Source organism: Paraburkholderia caballeronis, from assembly GCF_900104845.1.
GTDB classification, from domain to species: Bacteria; Pseudomonadota; Gammaproteobacteria; order Burkholderiales; family Burkholderiaceae; genus Paraburkholderia; species Paraburkholderia caballeronis.
In genome coordinates, this window is record NZ_FNSR01000002.1 from 1,669,497 (window position 1) to 1,691,459 (window position 21,963).

General features: G+C 68.9%; 12 protein-coding genes. 9 read left to right on the forward strand and 3 right to left on the reverse strand.

The annotated features are described in order from the left end of the window. Positions 1–14: 14 nt before the first annotated feature. The gene (locus tag BLV92_RS23985) at positions 15–869 is read right to left on the reverse strand and encodes a helix-turn-helix domain-containing protein (RefSeq protein ID WP_090549856.1); all 855 of its coding nucleotides are present in this window, start codon (positions 867–869) and stop codon (positions 15–17) included. Positions 870–1,191: 322 nt separating this feature from the next. Here BLV92_RS23985 and BLV92_RS23990 point away from each other — a divergent pair, with 322 nt between their 5' ends. The 3 genes from BLV92_RS23990 (at position 1,192) to BLV92_RS24000 (ending at position 4,401) form a co-directional block, all read left to right on the forward strand. Next, positions 1,192–2,532, forward strand: coding sequence for an NAD(P)/FAD-dependent oxidoreductase (locus BLV92_RS23990; RefSeq protein ID WP_090549859.1), 1,341 nt, complete (start codon positions 1,192–1,194; stop codon positions 2,530–2,532). After that, positions 2,529–3,161 carry a C39 family peptidase gene (locus tag BLV92_RS23995; RefSeq protein ID WP_090549862.1) on the forward strand — a complete coding sequence of 211 codons (633 nt, stop codon included), beginning with the start codon at positions 2,529–2,531 and terminating at the stop codon, positions 3,159–3,161. The genes BLV92_RS23990 and BLV92_RS23995 overlap by 4 nt, the downstream gene beginning before the upstream one ends. A gap of 166 nt (positions 3,162–3,327) precedes the next feature. After that, the gene (locus BLV92_RS24000) at positions 3,328–4,401 is read left to right on the forward strand and encodes a potassium channel family protein (RefSeq protein ID WP_090549865.1); all 1,074 of its coding nucleotides are present in this window, start codon (positions 3,328–3,330) and stop codon (positions 4,399–4,401) included. 217 nt (positions 4,402–4,618) lie between these two features. Here BLV92_RS24000 and BLV92_RS24005 read toward each other — a convergent pair whose 3' ends face one another. Together BLV92_RS24005 and BLV92_RS24010 are read right to left on the reverse strand one after the other, a co-directional pair. After that, entirely contained in the window at positions 4,619–5,575 is a 957-nt protein-coding gene (locus BLV92_RS24005; protein WP_090549867.1) for a LysR family transcriptional regulator, read from the reverse strand. A 219-nt stretch (positions 5,576–5,794) separates the two neighbouring features. Beyond that, positions 5,795–6,847: an NAD(P)-dependent alcohol dehydrogenase gene (locus BLV92_RS24010; RefSeq protein WP_090549870.1), complete on the reverse strand. Its 1,053-nt coding sequence runs from the start codon at positions 6,845–6,847 to the stop codon at positions 5,795–5,797. Between the two features lie 185 nt (positions 6,848–7,032). On the opposite strand from BLV92_RS24010, the gene BLV92_RS24015 reads away from it, so the two are divergent. From BLV92_RS24015 to BLV92_RS24040, 6 genes are all read left to right on the forward strand, one after another. Further along, positions 7,033–8,034, forward strand: coding sequence for an AraC family transcriptional regulator (locus tag BLV92_RS24015; RefSeq protein ID WP_090549872.1), 1,002 nt, complete (start codon positions 7,033–7,035; stop codon positions 8,032–8,034). A gap of 40 nt (positions 8,035–8,074) precedes the next feature. Further along, complete coding sequence (locus BLV92_RS24020; RefSeq protein WP_090549875.1) at positions 8,075–9,007, forward strand: 2-hydroxyacid dehydrogenase; 933 nt, start codon at positions 8,075–8,077, stop codon at positions 9,005–9,007. Positions 9,008–9,766: 759 nt separating this feature from the next. Continuing rightward, the gene (locus BLV92_RS24025) at positions 9,767–20,353 is read left to right on the forward strand and encodes an autotransporter-associated beta strand repeat-containing protein (RefSeq protein ID WP_244283901.1); all 10,587 of its coding nucleotides are present in this window, start codon (positions 9,767–9,769) and stop codon (positions 20,351–20,353) included. Between the two features lie 90 nt (positions 20,354–20,443). Next, positions 20,444–20,947: an ABC transporter permease gene (locus BLV92_RS24030; protein WP_373681901.1), complete on the forward strand. Its 504-nt coding sequence runs from the start codon at positions 20,444–20,446 to the stop codon at positions 20,945–20,947. Positions 20,948–21,141: 194 nt separating this feature from the next. Beyond that, positions 21,142–21,591 carry a cyanase gene (gene cynS / locus BLV92_RS24035; RefSeq protein WP_090549880.1) on the forward strand — a complete coding sequence of 150 codons (450 nt, stop codon included), beginning with the start codon at positions 21,142–21,144 and terminating at the stop codon, positions 21,589–21,591. Between the two features lie 84 nt (positions 21,592–21,675). Continuing rightward, positions 21,676–21,909: a hypothetical protein gene (locus tag BLV92_RS24040; protein WP_090549883.1), complete on the forward strand. Its 234-nt coding sequence runs from the start codon at positions 21,676–21,678 to the stop codon at positions 21,907–21,909. The last annotated feature ends 54 nt before the right edge of the window (positions 21,910–21,963 follow it).

A 21,963-nucleotide genomic window follows, 5' to 3' on the forward strand; every position in this document is an offset into this window, starting at 1 on the left:
CCGCGGTTTCGCGGTCAGCCGCGATTGAGCCGCTTCGACAGGTCGGCGACGAGGATCGCCATCCGCGCGGGTTTTTCGTAGCACGCGACGTTGTACTGCCGCACGATCTGGCTGATCTCCGATTCGCTCGCCTTGCCGGTCAGCAGTTCGCCGGTCAGCACGAAGATCGGCGCGTCCGGATTCTCGGACGAGCGCACCGCGCGGATCGCGTCGGCGGACGTCTGGTTGCCGAACAGCCAGTCGATCACGACGCCGTCGAACAGTTGCTGCTGCAACGCTTCGTTGAACGCCGCGAGGCCGTACAGCGACTGCGCCGCGTAACCCGCGTGCTGAAGATAGTCGCGCAGGTTGTCGGCGGACGCGCGGTCGTCGTCGACGACCGCGATCAGCGGCTTGTCCGACTCCGCGCGGCGCGGATAGATCTCGATCTTGTGGACTTCGTGCGCGTTCTGATACAGCGCGCCGTCGTGGCGCGCGACGCGCCACTGACCGTTTCTCTCATAGGCGACGAAATCGGGGCGGCCGCCCGGCTCGACCGGCGCGCCGATCCACGCGGTGCACGCGAGTTCGACCGCGCTCACGCATAGCACCGCGTCGTGCGCGGTCGCGCCGACCATCCCGGGGTCGAGCAACTGCGCGCCGAATAACTGCGCGGCCGGCTCGCCGAACGCCTCGGCGACCTTCTTGATCTGCGCGAGCGTCCAGGGACTGTTGCCGCGCAGCTTGCGGTGTCCCTGCGAGAAGCTCAGATGGAGAATCCGGCACAGCTCGGTTGTCTGCTGGCGCTTGCCGATGCCGTGGCGGGTCATCAGTTCGCGCACGCGTTCCGCGACCGTGACGGAATCGGTGGTTCGAGCGTCGTTTTGCATGCTGCTTGGGAATCTTGTCGGGGTCCGGACGGTGTCGGCTCAGGCGCTCTTTTTGCATGCCGGGCGGCGTGGCAACGGTGCGCCGAACGACCCGGTTGCGCGCAAACGGCCCTTATTCTAAACGGAACGTTGGCGCAAAAAGCCAGTTTGATCCGAAATCGTGTGAGGATTTGAGACAGTCCTCGTGCGCCGACGCGGATTATGGCATGCGAAATGCCTGATGCATCGTTGGCCCCGTGACATGACGACGATTGCGGCCTGGTTGCAGCCTGACGCACCGGCTGCGAAGATGCGCGTTTGCCTTCCGACACTTATTTTTCCGATGATGACCACTTATCCGCTGCATGCGAATTTCGCGTCCACCGACGATCCGTTTCCCGTAGAAGCCGACGTCGTGATCGCGGGCGCGGGCATCATGGGCTGCGCGGCGGCTTATTACCTCGCGAAACGCGGCGTGCGCGCCGTCGTGCTCGACAAGTCGCGGATCGCCGGCCAGCAGTCGACGCGCGCGTGGGGCTTCGTGCGCCAGCAGGGCCGCGAGACGGCCGAAGTGCCGCTGATGATGGCCGGGATGCGGATCTGGGAAGGGCTCGAAACGGAGCTGAACTTCGATCTCGAATGGCGTCAGGGCGGCTGCCTGTACGTCGCCGACAACGACGCAGACTGGGCGTCGTTCACTCAATGGCTCGACGTCGCGAAGCAGCATGGGCTCGATACGCGCGCGCTCGATCGCGCGCAGGTCGACGCGATCGCGCCGGGCCTCGTCGGGCGCGTGGTCGGCGGCCTGTACACGGCGAGCGACGGCCAGGCCGAACCGCGCCGCGTCGCCGCCGCGTTCGCGGCGCGCTCGCGCGAGGCCGGCGCGCGGTTTTTCGAGGGGTGCGGCGTGATCGGCGTCGAGCGGGAAGCGGGCGCGATCGCCGGGGTCGTCACCGAGCGCGGATCGATCCGCACGCGCCGGCTCATCTGCACGGCCGGCGCGTCGAGCTGGCGGCTGCTGCGCGAACTCGGGCTGACGCTGCCGCAGCAGAGCGTGCGCGGCACCTGCATGCGGACCAACGCGCTGCCGGCGGTCACCGCGTCGACGTTCTGGGGACACGGCCTCGGCATCCGGCAGCGCGCGAACGGCGCGATCAATCTCGCGGACGACATGCAGGTGGACGTCGACATGACGCTCGGCCATCTGCGCGCGTTGAAATGGTTCATGCCCGAGTTGTGGGCGCAACGGGACAAGTTCAGCTTCCACCTGAATGGCGCGCTGTGGCGCGATCTGCGCGACCGTCTGCCGGGTGTCGTGCCGGCCGGCGAGCGCGTGCTGCATCCGCGCGACCCCGATCCGCGGCCGAACCCGGCGCATGCGCCGCGCGCGCTCGCGAAGCTGCGCGCGCTGTTTCCGGCGCTGCGCGACGCGCAGATCGTCGAAGCGTGGGCCGGGCTGATCGACGTGCTGCCGGACGGCATCCCGGTGCTCGACGCGCCCGCCGGCACGCGCGGTCTCGTGATCGCGACCGGCTTCTGCGGACACGGTTTCGCGATGGGGCCGATCGTCGGCCGGCTGATCGCGGAATGGCTCGACGACGGAGTGCCGTCGCTCGACGTGTCGGCGTTTCGGCTTCAGCGTTTCTTCGACGGCACGATGCAGCGGCCGCGGAGCATGCTGTGAGCGGCGGTGGGTTCCGGCATCGCGGCGTGCCGTATCGCAGCCAGTGGGGCAGCCCGGAGTGGGTCGCGCGGATCGTCGCGGACGACGCCGATCCGTGCGACGACCCGGACTGGCGGCGTAGCGGCTTCGCGACCGGCGACGACTACCGGTTCTGGGCGAAGCGGCTGTGCGGCCTCGCGTGTTTCGAGTCGGCGCTGGACTACTGGCGCATCGCGCACGGCCCGCGCGCCGCGTTGCTCGACGGCGCGCTGGACCACGGCGCGTACCGGATGCGCGACGACGGCGGCGTCGACGGGCTGATCTACCGGCCGTTCGCGGAGTGGGTCGCCGCCGCGTTCGGCATCCACGTGGACGTGCTGACCGACGAGGACATCGAGGCAACCGCCGCGCGCGTCGGTCCGGATACGCTCGCGATCGTGTCGGTGAGCCCGGAGATCCGTTATCCGGCGCATCCGAACGAGCGCCAGGGCGGGCATCTGGTGCTGCTGCACGGACGCGGCGACGGCGGCGTGTGGTTTCACAATCCGTCGGGCGTCGCGCCGTATCAGGCGGATGCGTGGCTGCCGTACGCGACGGTCGCGCGTTTTCATGCGCGTCGGGGGATGGCGTTGACGTTCGGCGCGCGCTGAACGACGCCGCGTGATCCGACGCGCTTTTCCCGGCGCTCGCTCGATCTGGCCCCGGCCGGCGGCAATCCGCGCGCGCCGTCGTAGAATCCGTCGTGGCCGTCCGCCGCCGCACGATCGCGAGCGCAGCCGGCCCGCCGCCCGCGCCGCCGTCCGAGGGAACCCGCCGATGCCCGCCTCCCGCCACAAGCCGTACCGGTTGCGCCTGCCGCGCATGCGCTCGCAGTGGCGGCCGCCGCGCTCGCGGATGCTGTTCACGCGGCCGAGCGCGTCGCCGAAACGCGTGCTCGCGACGCGCATCGCGATCGTCGTCGGGCTGTGCGCGCTCGCGTTCGTCGTGCTCTATCTGGATCGCGGCGGCCTGCACGACCCGTCGCGCGAGTCGCTCGGCCTCGTCGATCTGCTGTACTTCACGATGGCGACCGTCGCGACGGTCGGCTACGGCGACATCGTGCCGATCACCGAGCGCGCGCGGCTGATCGATGCGCTGCTGCTGATGCCGATCCGCATCGTCATCTGGTTCGTGTTTCTCGGCACCGCGTATCAGTTCGTCATTCAACGGGTCATCGAGGAATTCCGCATGAAACGTCTGCAAAAGGAGTTGACCGATCACGTCGTCGTCTGCGGATTCGGGCTGAGCGGCGCGGTCGCGGTGCGCGAACTGCTCGAAAGCGGCTTCGATCCCGAGCAGATCGTCGTGATGGACCCGCAGCAGTCCGCGCTCGAACAGGCGGCCGAACTGGGCGTGACGGGCCTGCTCGGCGACCCGAGCCGCGACGACCTGTTGCAGCAGGCGCGCGTGCGCGACGCGAAGGCGGTGATCGTCACGGTGCCGGACGACTCGACGGCGATCCTGCTGACGCTGTCGGTGCGCAGCGTCGCGCCGGAGACGAAGATCGTCGTGCGCATCCAGGAGCAGACGTACCAGCGTCAACTGCGCCAGGCGGGGGCGGACGTGATCGTGTCGTCGACGAAGATCGGCGGGCTGCTGCTCGCGGACGCGGTCGAGAGCAGCTACATCGTGTCGTTCGTGAACGACCTGCTTTCGACGCGCGGCCGCGTCGATCTGGTCGAGCGGCCGGCGCAGCCGCACGAGGTCGGACGCTGGAGCAATGCGGTGCCGAACGCGATCGTCGTCTCGCTGGTGCGCAATGGGCACATGCTGTCGTTTTACGAGGATCCGCCGACGCTGGTCGAAGCGGGGGACATGCTGCTGGTGATTCAGTCGCAGCGGGGCGGGTAATCGCTTTGCAATAGCGTGAACAACCAGTGGGAATGCGTCATTTCTTTCTCCGATATAGCCGCTTTAAACCGCTTGTCGCGTGGCCGGTTTAATTAGGCTTGATGTCCCGTTCGCCGTTATTTCAATCGGAATTTAAATCCATCGGATAACGCGCGCGGCGCGAATCCGTTTTGCACTTCAACGCCGGATTCGGGCGGCGGAAAACCGCCGCCGCCCGTCACGCCGGCTGCAACCCGCTCAACAACTGCCGCACGCGCGAAAGATCGCGATTCAACTGGCTCGCGTCGTCGAACAGTTCCGCGAGCCAGTCGACGAACACGCGCACGCGAGGCGCGACGCGCGGCGTCTTCACGAACGCGACCGATACCGGCGTCGGCAGCGGCTTCCACCTCGGCAGCACCTCGCGAAGCTCGCCGCTGTCGAGATACGGCTGCGCGGCGAGCCGCGCCGGCTGGATCAGCCCGTAGCCTTGCAGCCCGCAGGTCAGATACGCGATCTCGTCCGCGACGTGCACGAAGCCGTCGACCCTCACCGACGTCGCGCCGCCGTCGATCTCGAAGTCGAAATCGACCGGCCGCCCGTTCACCGGCGACAGGCAGTTCACCGCCGTGTGATGCGCGAGGTCGTCGACGGTCTGCGGCATGCCGTTGCGTTCGAGATACGCGGGGCTCGCGCACGTCACGTGGTCGAGCACGCCGAGCCGGCGCGCGACGAGCCCCGAGTCGGGCAACTCGCCCAACTGGATGCTGCAATCCACCGCCTCGCCGACGAGATCGACGTTGCGCAGGCTCACGCCGATCGCCAGATCGATGTGCGGATGGCGCGCATGGAAGTCGTCGAGCGCGGGCAGCACGATCGCATTCGCGATCACGCCGGGCATTTCGACGCGCAGCCGGCCGCTGACGAGGCCGGTCGTCTGCCGCATGCTCGCTTCCATCTCGTCGATCTCCGCGAGAATCTGCGCGCAATGCTCGTAATATGCGGCGCCCTCGGGCGTGACGGACAAGCGCCGCGTGGTGCGCACGAGCAGCTGCGTGTTCAGCAGCGCTTCGAGGTTCTGAACCAGCGTCGTCGCGCTCGCTCGCGGCATGTCGAGCGATTGCGCGGCTTTCGTGAAACTGTTGGTGTCGACGATCCGCACGAACGTGCGCATCGCCTGGATACGGTCGATCACGGGCAAACTCCTGTGTCAAAGCCGGAATAACTGCTTGCTGCAATACGGTGGCCGCGCGGGATGGCAGGGGGAGCGCGGCGCCGGCGCTCGCGGGGCGGGCGGCCGGGGAACAACCGGAGAGCCTTGGGCGCGTCGGGGCGCCGGCGGCGGGATGCGGGGCAGGTGGGCCGTCCGGAACGGACGGCCCGGTGGGTCAGGGTCTCGTCGTTGCCGTTCGGCTTACTGCTTCAGCGTCGCGATGTCGATCACGAAGCGGTATTTCACGTCGCTTTTCAGCATCCGCTCATAGGCGCCGTTGATGTCCTGCATCTTGATCATCTCGATGTCGGACGTGAGCCCATGCTTGCCGCAGAAATCCAGCATCTCCTGCGTTTCCGCGATGCCGCCGATCAGCGACCCCGCGAGGCGGCGGCGCTTCATGATGAGGTTGAACACCTGCGGCGACGGGTGATCGTGCTCCGGCGCGCCGACCAGCGCCATCGTGCCGTCGCGGCGCAGCAGTTCGATGAACGGGTTCAGGTCGTGTTGCGCGGCGACCGTGTTCACGATCAGGTCGAAGCTGTTGGCGTGCGCCTGCATCTGCTCCGGGTCCTTCGAGATCACGACTTCGTGTGCGCCGAGGCGCTTCGCGTCCTCGATCTTCGACGCCGACGTCGTGAACAGCACGACGTGCGCGCCCATCGCGGCCGCGATCTTCACGCCCATGTGGCCGAGGCCGCCCAGGCCGACGATGCCGACCTTCTTGCCGGGGCCGGCGCCCCACGTGCGCAGCGGCGAATAGGTGGTGATGCCCGCGCACAGCAGCGGCGCGGCGGCGGCCGGATCGAGGTTCTCCGGCACGCGCAGCACGAACGCCTCGTCGACGACCAGCATCGTCGAGTAGCCGCCGAACGTCACGTCGCCGCTCACGCGGTCCACGCCGTTGTACGTGCCGACGAAGCCGTTTTCGCAATACTGTTCGAGGCCTTCCGCGCAACTCGGGCAGCTGCGGCACGAATCGACGAGGCAGCCGACGCCGACCAGTTCGCCAGTCTTGAAGCGCGTGACGCCGGAGCCGGTCTCGACGACGCGGCCGACGATCTCATGGCCCGGCACGACCGGATACAGCGTGTTGCGCCATTCGTTGCGAGCCTGATGGAGGTCGGAGTGGCAGACCCCGCAGTACAGCACGTCGATACGCACGTCGTGTTCGCGCAGGTCGCGGCGCTGGAATTCGAACGGGGCGAGCGGCGAGCCGGCGTCTTGCGCGGCATATCCGTAAGTCTGGTACATGAAGGCTCCTGAAAGCTGGAGTGAAAAAACGGTGTTGCGGCAGGGTTCCCATCGTAAGGATCGCCGTTGACCCAGGGAATACCTGAAGCTATCGAAGGTTTGCCTGTTTCTCCTGGCGTCGAGCGGCCATACGGGAACGGTGTTAGATTTCGAGCCTGATTCTCTGCAATCGGAATGCCAACGTCATGACCTCCGTTTCCTTCGCCGCCGCCGTCGCGACTGCGGCGCCGCCCGCTGCCGCCGACCCCGACGCCGCCGCGCAGCAGCGCATGGTCGAACTGCTGACGGCGCTGACGCTGCAGGACGGCGTGACGCCGTCCGCGCTCGACAGCGTGCAGTTGCTGCGGTCGAGCCGCGCGTATCCGCGCACGCCGGTGATGTACGAGCCGAGCATCGTGATCGTCTGCCAGGGGCGCAAGCGCGGCTTTCTCGGCGACGACGTGTATATCTACGATGCGCAGCAGTACCTGGTGCTGTCGGTGCCGCTGCCGTTCGAGTGCGAGACCGAGGCGAGCCCGGAGAAGCCGCTGCTCGCGATCTCGATCCGCGTCGATCTGACGATGGTCGCCGAACTGCTGATGGCGCTGAACGACACGCGCGGCAGTGCGGTGTCCGAACCGAGCGGCATCTACGCGACGCCGCTCGACGCGCAACTGGGCAACGCGGTGCTGCGTCTGCTGGAGGCGCTGGCGTCGCCGTGCGACGCACCGATCCTCGGACCTTCGATCGTACGTGAGATCTGTTACCGCGTGCTGACAGGCGTGCAGGGCGACGCGATCCGCGCGGCGCTCACGCACCAGCATCACTTCGGCCGCATCGCCAAGGCGCTGCGCCGCATCCACGCGGACTATCGCGGCGACCTCGACGTCGATACACTTGCGCGCGAGGCGGGCATGAGCCTCGCGGTGTTCCATGCGCATTTCAAGGCCGTCACGTCCACGTCGCCGATGCAGTATGTCAAGACGACGCGGCTGCATCACGCGCGCCTGCTGATCACGCACGACGGACTCAACGTGAGCGCGGCGGCGACGCGCGTCGGTTATGAAAGCGCATCGCAGTTCAGCCGCGAGTTCAAGCGGCTGTTCGGCCTGAGCCCGACCGACGAGCTGCGGCGCGTGCGCGCGATCAACGAGCCGCCCGCGCCGCGGCCCGAACCGCCGGCGCGGCGCTACGTGACCGCCGTATAAAAGCTTCATATTCCAACCCGACCATCGAGGACCGCCCCGCATGAAGCCGTTGCTGCTATTGTTGATTCCGCTTGCCGACCCCTACCGGGCGGCGCTCGCGGAGCAATTCGACGTGTTGTATGCGCCCGATGCGGCCTCGCGCGCGCAGACTATCGCCGCGCGCGGCGACGCGGTGCGGGTGGTGCTGACCAACGGCACGACCGGGCTGACTGCCGACGAGATCGACCGGATGCCGGCGCTCGAACTCGTCAGCGCGTTCGGCGCCGGCTACGAGAACATCGCGCGCGACGCGGCGCGCGCGCGCGGGATCGTGTTGTCGAACGGCGCGGGCACCAACGACGACTGCGTGGCCGATCACGCGTTCGCGCTGCTGCTGTCGGCCGTGCGTTCGGTGCCGCGCTTCGACGCCGCGTGCCGCGACGGCATCTGGCGCGACCGTCTGCCGATGCGGCCGATCGTTTGCGGTCGGCGGCTCGGCGTGCTCGGACTCGGCAACATCGGGCGCAAGGTCGCGCGGCGCGCGGCGGGGTTCGACATCGAGACCGGTTATCACAACCGCAAGCCGCGCGAAGGCGTGACGAGCCGCTACTTTGATTCGGTGCTGGCACTCGCGCGGTGGTGCGACTTTCTCGTCATCGCGACGCCGGGCGGACCGGAGACGCGGCACATGGTCGATCGCGCGGTGCTCGATGCGCTCGGCCCCGACGGGTTCGTCGTGAACGTCGCGCGCGGCAGCGTCGTCGATACGGCCGCGCTCGCTCACGCGCTGCGCGAGGGGACGCTCGGCGGCGCGGCGCTCGACGTGTACGAGGGCGAGCCGCATCCGCCGCAGGCGCTGCTCGCGCTCGACAACGTGGTGCTGACGCCGCACGTCGGCGGGATGTCGCCGCAGTCGATGGACGCTTCGGTGCGCAACTTCCTCGACAACGCGGCGAGGCATTTCGCCGGCGAGGCGGTGTCGACGCCGATCTGAAGCGGTTGACGATGGTGTGACTCACGCATGGCCGTGCCGATGCGCACGGCCATGCGCGAACGGGTCGCTTCGATTTCCTTCGCGCATTCATGCAATAAAAAATATCCGCAGCGCCTCTGCGCCGAATTCCTGTCGGCGCCCGCCATTTCCCGCATAACCAGCAGTCTATTATTCCGACAATAATTGTATTGGCGGAATTACTAAATTAACGTTCGAAAACCTGAAGCAGCGGTAAATCGCTTTAACGCTTGATTCGCAGCCAGAAAAGCGTTTCCTGTTTTGCGTGCTATACATAATGGTGCGTGAAAAAAGGACTTGATATGCGTGACGGGTTTGCGTGCGTAGCGTAGTTATCAGACGTTCTGGCTGGTTCGATAACGGCGAACAGGTCAGCGGGCATTCCGCCATTTCGTTTGGCTTTTTTGAGCGGCGCGAGGAAAAACGAAAGCGGAGTCAAGCGAGGCCGCGCACGCGAAGGCTCGTTCACATTCGGCCCGGTCCCCGTCGGGCGCCGGTCAGGTGGTGAAGAGACAAGGCGGACAAGAAATGGCCCTGGCGAGCGCCGGTAAATGTTTGCTGTCCTATCGGTTAGACGAGTCTCGTCAATCCCGATCCTGCATCGACTCGAACCCCTCCACGCAGGAAGAATCCGACGCCGTCCACTGCCGGTATCCCGTCGATCACAAGTCGCCCGCAACCGGCAGGCCGTTTTCGTTTTCGTGCCGGCTGCTGGTCGCGACGACCGCTGCCTTTCCGTTCATGCTCGCCGCCGGCCCTGCGTATGCGGATGGCGCGGGCGGCCCCAACAGCGCCGCGCTCGGCGGATCGAGCGGCATCAACGGCGGCGCGGGCGGCGGCGGCGGCGTGGGCGGGGTCGGCGGCGCGAACACGGGCGCGAACGTCGGCGCCGGCGGGAATGGCAGCGCGACCGGCACCGGCGGCGCGGGGAGCAGCGGCACCGCGACCGGCGGCGGCAGTCCGGGCGGCGGCGGCTCGGGCGGGGCCGCCGGCACCGCCGCGAACCCGGCCGGCGTTGGCGGCGGCGCGGGCGGCAACGCGTCATGCGGCCTGTGCGTCGCGGGTCTCGGCGGGGGCGGCGGGGGCGGCGGCGGTGACGGTTTCGTCGGCGCCACGCTGAACGGCGTAACCGGCGTGATGACCGGCGGCGCGGGCGGAAACGGCGGCAACGCCACCAGCAACTCGCTGCTGGCCGGCGCGGATGGCGGCAGCGGCGGCGGCGGCGGAGCCGGTGCGGTGCTATCGGGCAGCGGCAGCACGAGCACTGCGGCCAACGTCAGCGGCGGGGCTGGCGGCAGCGGGGGCACGGCATTGTCGTCGGGCGGGGCGGGTTTCGGCGGCGGCGGCGGCTCGGGTCTCGTCGATAGCGGCGTCAACGTCACGAACAGCTTTTCCATCACCGGCGGCAACGGCGGCGCGGGCGGCAGCGGAGCCCAGGCCGGCACCGGCCGAAGCGGCGGGAACGGCGGCGCGGGCGTCACCGGCTCGTCGTTCACGTTGACCAATACCGGCATCGTGCAAGGCGGCAACGGCGGCGCCACCGGCGGCAACGGCAGCGGGACCGGCACGGGCGTGCTCGGGGCCGGCGGTGTCGGCGTGCAGGGTGCGAATCTGCAGATCGTCAACGGCGGCACGATCTCCGGCGGCACAGCCGGAGACAGCAGCACGCGCGCTAACGCGATCGCTTTCACCGGCGGCGCCAACAGCCTCCAGTTGCAACTGGGCTGGAGCTTCGTCGGCAACGTCGTCAGCACCGGCGGCACCAGCACGCTGATCCTCGGCGGCGACGCGACGAACGTGTCCGCGAATCAGGCCGGCACGTCGGTGTCGACGGTGTTCGCGCTGTCGCAGATCGGTACGGTGTTTCAGGGGTTTTCGGGCTTCCAGAAAACCGGCGCGAGCACATGGCAGTTGATCGGCTCCACGTCCGACTCGACGCCGTGGACCATTTCGGCCGGCGTGCTGCAACTGGGCAACGGCACGACGAACGGCTCGATCACCGGCAACGTGACCAACAACGCGACGCTGGCGTTCGACCCCGCGTCCGGCACGACGCTGACGAACGCGAGCGAGATCTCCGGCACCGGCCAGGTCCAGCAGATCGGCGCGGGCATCACCGTGTTGAGCGGCGTGAACAGCTATGCGGGCGGGACGGCGATCAACGCCGGCACGTTGCAGGTCGCGGCCGACGCGAACCTCGGCGCGGCTGCCGGTACGCTCGCGTTCAACGGCGGCACGCTGAACACGACGGCGAGTTTCGCGTCGTCGCGCGCAACGACGCTCGATGCCGGCGGCGGCACATTCGACGTCGGCTCCGGCACGACGCTGACGATGGGCGGCGCGATTTCCGGCGCGGGTCTGCTCACGAAAACCGATACGGGCTCGCTGGTGCTGACCGGCACGAACAGCTACGCAGGCGGCACGACGATCAGCGCGGGCACGCTGCAACTGGGCGACGGCACGACGAACGGCTCGATCACCGGCAACGTGACGAACAACGCGACGCTCGCGTTCGACCCGGCCGCGAGCACGACGCTGACGAACACCAGCGCGATCTCCGGTACCGGCCAGGCGCAACAGATCGGCTCGGGCACAACGGTGCTGACCGGCGCGAGCACCTACACCGGCGGCACGACGATCAGCGCGGGTGTGCTGCAACTCGGCGACGGCACGACGAACGGTTCGATCACCGGCAACGTGACGAACGACGCGACGTTCGCGTTCGATCCCGCGTCCGGCACGACGATGACGAACCCCGGCGCGATCTCCGGTACCGGCCAGGTCCAGCAGATCGGCGCGGGAACAACCGTGCTGACCGGCGTGAACACGTACACCGGCGGTACGACGATCAGCGGCGGTGTGCTGCAACTGGGCGACGGCACGACGAACGGATCGATTACCGGCAGCGTGACCAACAACGCGACGCTCGCGTTCGATCCCGCGTCCGGCACGACGATCACGAATGCCGGCGTGATTTCCGGTTCCGGCGACGTGCAGCAGATCGGCGCGGGCATCACGATGTTGAGCGGCGCGAATACCTACACCGGCGGCACGACGATCGATGCCGGCACGTTGCAGGTCGCGGCCGACGACAACCTCGGCGGCGCAGCGGGCGCGCTGACGTTCAACGGCGGCACGCTGAACACGACCGCGAGTTTCGCGTCGTCGCGCGCGACGACGCTCGATGCGGGCGGCGGCACATTCGACGTCGGCTCCGGCACGACGCTGACGATGGGCGGCACGATCTCCGGCGCGGGACTGCTCACGAAAACCGATACGGGCGTTCTTGTGCTGACCGGCACGAACGGCTACACCGGCGGCACGACGATCAGCGCGGGCACGCTGCAACTGGGCAACGGCACGACGAACGGTTCGATCACCGGCAACGTGACGAACAACGCGACGCTCGCGTTCGATCCGGCAGCGAGCACGACGCTGACGAACGCTAGCGCGATCTCCGGCACGGGCCAGGTGCAACAGATCGGCATCGGCACGACGGTGCTGACCGGCGCGAGCAGCTACACCGGCGGCACGACGATCAGCGCGGGCGTGCTGCAACTCGGAGACGGCACCACCAACGGTTCGATCACCGGCAACGTGACGAACGACGCGACGCTTGCGTTCGACCCGGCAACCGGCACGACGATGACGAATTCCGGTCTGATCTCCGGCGCGGGCCAGGTCCAGCAGATCGGCGCCGGCACGACGGTGCTGTCCGGCACGAACGCGTACACCGGCGGCACGACGATCGACGCCGGCACGCTGCAACTGGCGAACGCAAGCGCCGCCGGCACGGGAACCGTGACGGTCGACACCGCGGCGGGCAACACCGCGCAAGGCCTGAGCCTCGCGTTTTCCAGCGCCGGCAATTTCGCCAACACGCTGTCCGGCAGCGGCGTGACCACGGTCGCGGCCGGATCGGCGCTCGCGACGATCACCGGCAGCAACGCGTCCTATGCGGGCAACTGGCAGATCGCCGGCAACGCGGCCGTTGCACCGGCGAGCACGACGTCGACGGCCAATCTCGGCACCGGCACGGTCAACGTCGCGGCGGGCGGCGGCCTGACCGTCGCGACCAGTGGCGCGTTTGCGTTCAACAATGCGCTGACCGGATCGGGCGCGCTGTCCGCGTCCAGCGGCGGCCAGGCGTTTTCGTTCGGCAGCGCCGCCGGCAGCGCGTTCCAGGGGACGGCCACGCTGTCGAACGATACGTTCGCGCTGGCGGGCGCCAATACCACCGCGCTGACGAACGCGACGCTGGTGCTCGGCGCGGGCAACGTGACTACGGTCGGCGACGGCAACCACACCATCGGCGCGCTGACGTTCGACGGCGGCACCGCGGTGTTCGACGGCACCGCGCCCGCGCAGCAGGTCGCGACGAGTCTCGTCACCACCGGCGCGCTCGACATCAGCGGCAGCGGCGCGGTGCGGATCAACGTGCCGAACCCGTACGAGCCGCCCGTGCCGACGCCGTCGGGCGACCTGTCGCTGTTCCAGCAGAGCCAGATGAACAACGGGCTGAAACTGATCGCGGCCGCGAGCGTGACCGGCACCGGCAGCGGCCTGGCGCTGGAGGATCAGAACGGCAATGCCGTGAGCGCCGCGCAGAACGTGAACGTGCAGCAGAACGGCAACGTGGTCGCGATCGGCACATACGACTATGCGCTGGGGACCGGCGCCAGCGATGACGGTCTCTATGTCGGCTACCAGTTGAACCAGCTCGCGCTGCAGGCCGGCCAGAGCCTGACGTTGACCGAGGACCCCGGCGCGACCGGCGCGGACGCCGACCTCGCGGCGCAACTCACCGGGACCGGCAATCTCGTGATCGCGGCGAACGACGTCGTGTCGCTGTCGAACGCGGGCAACACGTTCACCGGCACGACGCTCGTGCAAAGCGGCACGTTGCAGGCGAATGCGGCGAACGTGATCGCGTCGTCGGGCGCGGTCGACGTCGAGAGCACGTTCGACACGAACGGCTTCTCGCAGTCGCTGAACAACCTGACCGGCACGGCCGCCGCGAGCATCGCGTTGTCCGGCAACGACACGCTGACGCTGAACGGCGGCGCGAGCCCGAACACGTTCGCCGGCGTGATCGGCGGCGCCGGCAGTCTGGTGCAGGCGAGCGGCACCGAGGTCCTGACCGGCGCGAACACGTACACGGGCGGCACGACGATCAGCGGCGGCACGCTGCAACTGGGCGACGGCACGACGAACGGTTCGATCACCGGCAACGTGACGAACGACGCGACGCTCGCCTTCGACCCGGCCGCGGCCACCACGATGACGAATCCCGGACTGATTTCCGGCAGCGGCCAGGTGCAGCAGATGGGCGCGGGGACGACGGTGTTCACCGGCACGCAGACCTATACGGGCGGCACGACGATCAGCGCGGGCGTGCTGCAACTCGGCGACGGCACGACGAACGGCGCGATCGCCGGCAGCGTGACCGACAACGCGACGCTCGCCTTCGATCCCGCGACCGGCACGACGACGTCCCATGCCGGCGTGATTTCCGGCCTGGGCGTGGTCCAGCAGATCGGCGCGGGGACGACCGTGCTGACCGGCGCGAACACCTACACGGGCGGCACGACGATCAGCAGTGGCGTGCTGCAGCTCGGCGACGGCACGACGAACGGTTCGATCGCCGGCAGCGTGACGAACGACGCGACGCTCGCCTTCGATCCGGCCGCAGGCACGACGACCACGAATGCCGGCATGATTTCCGGCTCGGGCGACGTGCAGCAGATCGGCGCGGGCATCACGGTGTTGAGCGGCGCGAATGCCTATACCGGCGGCACGACGCTAAACGCAGGCACGTTGCAGGTCGCGGCCGACGACAACCTCGGCGGCGCAGCGGGCGCGCTGACGTTCAACGGCGGCACGTTGAACACGACCGCGAGTTTCGCGTCGTCGCGCGCGACGACGCTGAATGCCGGCGGCGGCACGTTCGGCGTCGGCTCAGCTACCACGTTGACGATGGGCGGCGTGATTTCCGGGGCGGGTGCGCTGACGAAAACCGATGCCGGTTCGCTGGTGCTGACCGGCACGAACAGCTACACAGGCGGCACGACGATCAGCGTCGGCACGCTGCAACTCGGCAACGGCACGACGAACGGTTCGGTCGCCGGCAACGTGACGAACAACGCAACGCTTGCGTTCGATCCGGCCGCCGGCACGACGATGGCCAACGCCAGCGTCATTGCCGGCGCGGGCCAGGTGCAACAGATCGGCACCGGCACGACGGTGCTGACCGGCGCGAGCAGCTACACCGGCGGCACGACGATCAGCGCGGGCGTGCTGCAACTCGGCGACGGCACCACCAATGGCGCGATCACCGGCAACGTGACGGATAACGCGACGCTCGCGTTCGACCCGGCCGCGAGCACGACGCTGACCAGCGCCGTCGCGATTTCCGGCGCGGGCCAGGTCCAGCAGATCGGCACGGGCACGACGAACCTGACCGGCGACAGCAGCACGTTCGCTGGTGCAACGAGCGTCACCAGCGGCACGCTGCTGGTGAGCGGCGCGCTCGGCGACGCGGGCAGCACGGCGAGCGTGTCGTCGGGCGGCACGCTCGGCGGCGGCGGGACGCTCGGCGGCAGCGTCAGCGTCGCGGACGGCACGCTCGCGCCCGGCACCACGAGCGTCAGCGGCAGCCCCGGCACGCTGACGATCGGCGGCGACCTCGCGCTGACCGGCGCGTCCACGCTCAACTATCACTTCGGCCAGGCGAACGTGGTCGGCGGCCCGTTCAACGACCTGACCGAAGTCGGCGGCAACCTGACGCTCGCCGGCACGCTGAACGTCACGTCGTCCGTCGGCAGCTTCGACCCCGGCATCTACCGGATCATCAGCTACGGCGGCGCGCTGACCGACAACGGCCTTACGGTCGGCGCGTTGCCGTCCGGCACGTCCGCGACGGTGCAGACGTCGATCGCGACCGAGGTGAACCTGCTGAACACGACCGGCGTGACCGCGAACTTCTGGGACGGCGCGAGCAGCCCGCGCAACAACGGCGCGGTCGACGGCGGCGACGGCGTCTGGCAGTCGGCGGCCGGCAACGACAACTGGGTCGCAAGCGACGGCGCGCTCAACGTGCCGTACACGAGCGGCGCGTTCGCGATCTTCGCGGCGACGCCGGGGACCGTCACCGTCGACAACAGCGCCGGTCCGGTGGTGTCCGGCGGCATGCAGTTCGCCATCGGCGGCTATCGGGTCGAAGGCGGTCCGATCACGATGGCCGCGGGCGGTCACTTCATTCGCGTCGGCGACGGCACCGAGGACGGAACTGGTTATGTCGCGACGATCGCGTCCGCGCTGACCGGCAGCGGCGGGATCGACAAGGACGATCTCGGCACATTGATACTCACCGGCGCGAACAGCTACACCGGCGGCACGACGATCAGCGGCGGCGTGCTGCAACTCGGCGACGGCACGACGAACGGTTCGATCACCGGCAACGTGACGAACAACGCGACGCTCGCATTCGATCCCGCCTCCGGTACGACGATGACGAATCCCGGTCTGATTTCCGGCACCGGTCAGGTCCAGCAGATCGGCGCGGGGACCACGGTGTTCACCGGCACGCAGACCTATACCGGCGGCACGACGATCGGCGCGGGCGTGCTGCAACTCGGCGACGGCACGACGAACGGCGCGCTCGCCGGCAACGTGACGAACGACGCAACGCTCGCGTTCGACCCGGCCGCCAGCACGACGACCACGAATTCCAGTGTGATTTCAGGCACGGGTCAGGTGCAGCAGATCGGCGCGGGCGTCACGGTGTTGGGCGGCGCGAATGCGTACACCGGCGGCACCGCGATCAACGCGGGTACGTTGCAGGTCGCGGCCGACAACAATCTCGGCGGCGCAGCGGGCGCGCTGACGTTCAACGGCGGCGCGTTGAACACGACCGCGAGTTTTGCATCGTCGCGCGCGACCACACTGAACGCGAACGGCGGCACGTTCGACGTCGATGCGGCCACGACGTTGACGATGAGCGGCGCGCTATCCGGCGCGGGTGGGCTCACGAAAACCGATACCGGCACGCTGGTGCTGACCGGCACGAACACCTATGCAGGCGGCACGACGATCAGCGGCGGCACGCTGCAACTCGGCGACGGCACGACGAACGGCGTGATCACCGGCAACGTGACCAATAACGCAACGCTGGCATTCGACCCGGCCGCCGGCACGACGCTGACCAGCGCCGTCGCGATCTCGGGCGCGGGCCTGGTCCAGCAGACAGGCGTCGGCACGACGAACCTGACCGGCGACAGCAGCGCCTTCTCGGGCGTGACGAACGTGACCGGCGGCGCGCTGCTGGTGAGCGGCGCGCTCGGCGGCGCGGGCAGCACGACCACTGCCTCGTCGGGCGGCACGCTCGGCGGCGGCGGGACGCTCGGCGGCAACGTCAGCGTCGCGGACGGCACGCTCGCGCCGGGCGACGCGCGGCTCGGCGGCGGCCCCGGCACGCTGACGATCGGCGGCGACCTCGCGCTGACCGGCGCGTCCACGCTCGACTATCACTTCGGCCAGGCGAACGTGATCGGCGGCCCGTTCAACGACCTGACCGACGTCGGCGGCAATCTCACGCTCGCCGGCACGCTGAACGTCACGTCGTCCGTCGGCAGCTTCGACCCCGGCATCTACCGGATCATCGGCTACGGCGGCGGGTTGACCAACAACGGCCTCTCGATCGGCGCGCTGCCCGCCGGCACGACGGCGGCGGTCCAGACGTCGATCGCGAACGAGGTCAACCTGCTGAACACGACCGGCATCACCGCGGACTTCTGGGACGGCGCGAGCAGCCCGCGCAACAACGGCGCGGTCGACGGCGGCGACGGCGTCTGGCAGTCGGCGGCCGGCAACGACAACTGGGTCGCAAGCGACGGCGCGCTCAACGTGCCGTACACGAACGGCGCGTTCGCGATCTTCGCGGCCGCGCCCGGCACGGTGACCGTCGACACCAGCGTTGGTCCGGTCGTGTCCGGCGGCATGCAGTTCGCGAGCGACGGCTACCGGATTCAGGGCGGCCCGATCACGCTCGCGGCCGGCACCGACCTGATCCGCGTCGGCGACGGCACCGAGGACGGGGCAGGTTATGTCGCGACGATCGCATCGGAACTGACCGGCAGCGGCGGGATCGACAAGGACGATCTCGGCACGCTGGTGTTGAGCGGCGCGAACACGTACACCGGCGGCACGACGGTCAGCGCCGGCACGCTGCGGCTTGCCGGCGGGGGGACGCTCGGCGCGGCCGGCGGCGCGACGACGGTGTCGGGCGGCCTGCTCGACCTCGGCGGCACCACGCAGACGCAGGACGCGGGCCTCACGCTCGTCAGCGGCGAAGTGAACAACGGCACGCTGTTTTCTTCGACGGGTTTTGCGTTGCAGTCCGGTTCCGCGAGCGCGTCGCTGGCGGGCAGCGGCGCGCTCGACAAGACCACGGCGGGCACCGTGACGCTGACCGGCGCGAACACGTACACCGGCGCGACGACGATCGACGCCGGCACGCTCGCGATCGGCAGCGGCGGTTCGATCGCGGCGAGCAGCGGCGTGACGCTGACCGCCGCCGGCGCGGTGTTCGACGTCACCGCCGGCGGCAACCAGACCGTGAAGGATCTGGCGGGCGTCGCCGGCTCGACGGTGGACGTCGGCGCGAGCACGCTGAACTTCGGCACCGGCAACTCGACGACGTTCGCCGGTTCGTTCACCGGCAGCGGCGCGCTGGTGTGGCAGGGCGGCGGCACGTTCTCGCTGACCGGCGACAGCAGCCGCTTCGGCGGCACGACGACCGTGGCCGCCGGCACCTTCGCGATCGGCACGGATGCCGCGCCGGATGCGAGCCTCGGCGGCGACGTCGTCGTGTCGGGCGGCACGCTGAAGGGCTTCGGCACGATCGGCGGCAATCTCGCGAACCGGAGCGGCACCGTCGCGCCCGGCGGATCGATCGGCACGCTGACGGTGTCGGGCAACTACACGCAGAACGCGGGCGGCACGCTGGCCATCGAGGTGAATCCGGCGAGCGCGTCGCAACTGAAGGTCGGCGGCGCGGCGAGTCTCGACGGCAAACTCGCGCTGCTGTTCGCGCCCGGCACCTATAACCCGACGAGCTACAAGCTGCTGACCGCGCAGAGCGTCGGCGGCACGTTTTCCGCCGTGAGCGGCAGCAACCCGGGCGGGCTCACCCAGTCGATCGACTACCACCCCGCCGACGTGACGCTGCGGCTCAGCACGCCGTCGCCGTCGTCGCCGAGCCTTCCGCCGCCGCCGCTCGTCGTCGCGCCGGACAACGACACGATCTATACCGCGCTGACCAGCATCGCGGTGCTGAACGCGCAGCAGATCAACGGCATTCTGCTCGACCGGATCGGCCAGCGTCGCGCCGGCATCGCGGACGGCCCGGTCGCGGGACTCGGAGACCCCGCGCCCCAACTGCAATACGCCAGCGCGTTCGGCCCGTTGCCGGCGGTGCAGTCGTTGCCCACGGCCGCGCGCGGCGCATGGTTTCGCGGCATCGGCAACTTCACGTCATTGAGCGGCCGCGCCGGCGCGCCGGGTTTCACCGGCTCGACCGGCGGGTTCCTGCTCGGTTACGACCAGCCGTTTGCGGACAACGCGTATCTCGGCGTCGCGGGCGGTTATCTGAACAGCAGCGTCGACGAGCATTCGACGTCGAGCGGCTCGATCGAGAGCGCGCGAATCTCGCTGTACGGCGGCGTCGTGCTCGGCCCGAGCCTCTTCACCGCGACGGCGGGTTACGCGCACGACTGGATGCGCACCGAACGCGGCATCGCCGGGATCGGCACCGCGCGCGAAAGCCACGGCGGCGACGAGGCGACGTTCGCGGGCCAGTGGAGCATGCCGCTCGCGATTCCGGGCCTCGCGGGCGGCAGCGCGACGCTGACGCCGAAGGTTGGCATCCAGTACGTTCACCTGTCCGAAGGCGGCTTCACCGATACCGGCGCGGGCGGCTTCGACCTCGGCGCGGACAGCCGCAGCGCGGACAGCTTCCAGCCGTATTTCGGGTTCGCCCTCGGGCAGCGGTTCACGACCCGCGGCGGCACCGACATCACGCCCGAACTGCGCGTCGGTTATGCGTATGAAACGCTGTCGAACGCGCGCCGCATGACCGTGATCGCGGCGGACGGCACGGCCTTCCCGGTGACCGGCGTGCCGCCGTCGCGCAACCAGTTGACCGCCGGCATCGGCGTCACGATGAGCGCCGGGCCGAACCTGTCGTTCTACGCGAACTACGACGCGATCCTGCCCGTTGCGAACACAAGGAGCCAGACGTTTCAGGCGGGGTTGCGGTGGCGGTTCTAGCGGGCGCCGCGCCACGCTAAAAAGCCCTGCGTCGATTTGATTCGCCATCCGGATCAATCGGGTGGATCGCGCCATCGGAAGTCATGAGCGATCACTCGACGCGCGGCGCTCGACGGCCTCACGCTGCTGCCGCACGCGATGCCGGGCATCGTGATCGGCGTCGGGCTGATACTCGCGGGGAATCTGCCGGTGTGGCCGGTCACGCCGTACAACACGTGGGTGATCCTGCTGCTGCCGTACCCGGTGCGCTACGCGAGCGCCGCGCTGCGGCAGATCGGCGGCAGCCTCGAAGCGGCGGCGCGCGTGCATGGCGCGCGCGGCGCGCGGGTTCTGTCGCGTATCGTGCTGCCGCTCGTCGCGCCGCCGCTCGCCGCGTCGATGATGATCGCGGTCGCGGTCGCGTCGCGCGAGCTGGTCACGTCGCTGCTGCTGTCGCCGAGCGGCGCGCAGACCGCGTCGGTGTTCATCTGGCAGCAGTTCGAGCAGGGCTCGATCGGCGACGGGATGGCGATAGGCACGCTGATGCTCGCGATCAGCGGCGCGGTGTTGGCGCTCGCGTCGCGCTGGACGCGGCGCTTCGATGCGCTGCCCTGAGGCGCGCATGCGGCGGCGTTGCGGTTGTTTCGTCGCCGCGCTTGTGGCGGCATGCGTGGCCGAACTCGCGGCGCGTTTCCCGGACGGATTTTTTTGCGGCGCGCCCGCCATGGCAAACAATGCCATCATGTAGCGGAAATTCTTCATCCGACCGCGCTCGCGGGCTGCAAGTCCTTTTTCAGAGGAGGCCGCACATGATTTCAAGCCGTACCCAGGTGACGGAAATGATCGTCGCCGCGAAGGTTCGCAAAGGCATCAAATGGGCGGACGTCGCCGCGAAGGTCGGTCTGTCGAAGGAATGGACGACCGCCGCGTGCCTCGGCCAGATGACGCTGAACAAGCAGCAGGCGGAGACGGTCGGCGCGATTTTCGAGCTGCCGGACGAAGCTGTCGCGTGGTTGCAGATCGTGCCGTACAAGGGCTCGCTGCCGGGCGCGGTGCCGACCGATCCGCTGATCTACCGCTGGTACGAGATCGTCAGCGTGTACGGCACGACGATCAAGGAACTGATTCACGAGGAGTTCGGCGACGGCATCATGAGCGCGATCGATTTCTCGATGGACATCCAGCGCGAGGCCGATCCGAAGGGCGACCGCGTGAACGTCGTGCTGTCCGGCAAGTTCCTGCCGTACAAGACGTATTGAGCGCGCGGGCGGCGGCCGTCGCTGGCCGCTCGCGGAACGCCGCTTGCGCATCGTCGTATGTACCGTCTTTTACAGGGGCATGCGATGAACACTGCAACCGGCCACGGAAACGACCGCGCGCGGACACCGGACGATCAGCCGGCGCCCGACGCGCAACGAAAGGAAACGCATCAGACCGGCGAGGTGCCGCTCGGCTCCGGCGAGCGTCCCGAGCCGCCGGGCGGCGGAGGCGATTCGTCCCGGCACGGCCCGATCCCGACCCCCACGAAACCCGACGACGAAAAGGAAAGCGGCCCGGGCGGCGGCGAGCGGCGTTAACGGAGCGTCGTCAACGCAACGCCGGCCTGCGCCGCGGCCTCGCACGATGCGAAG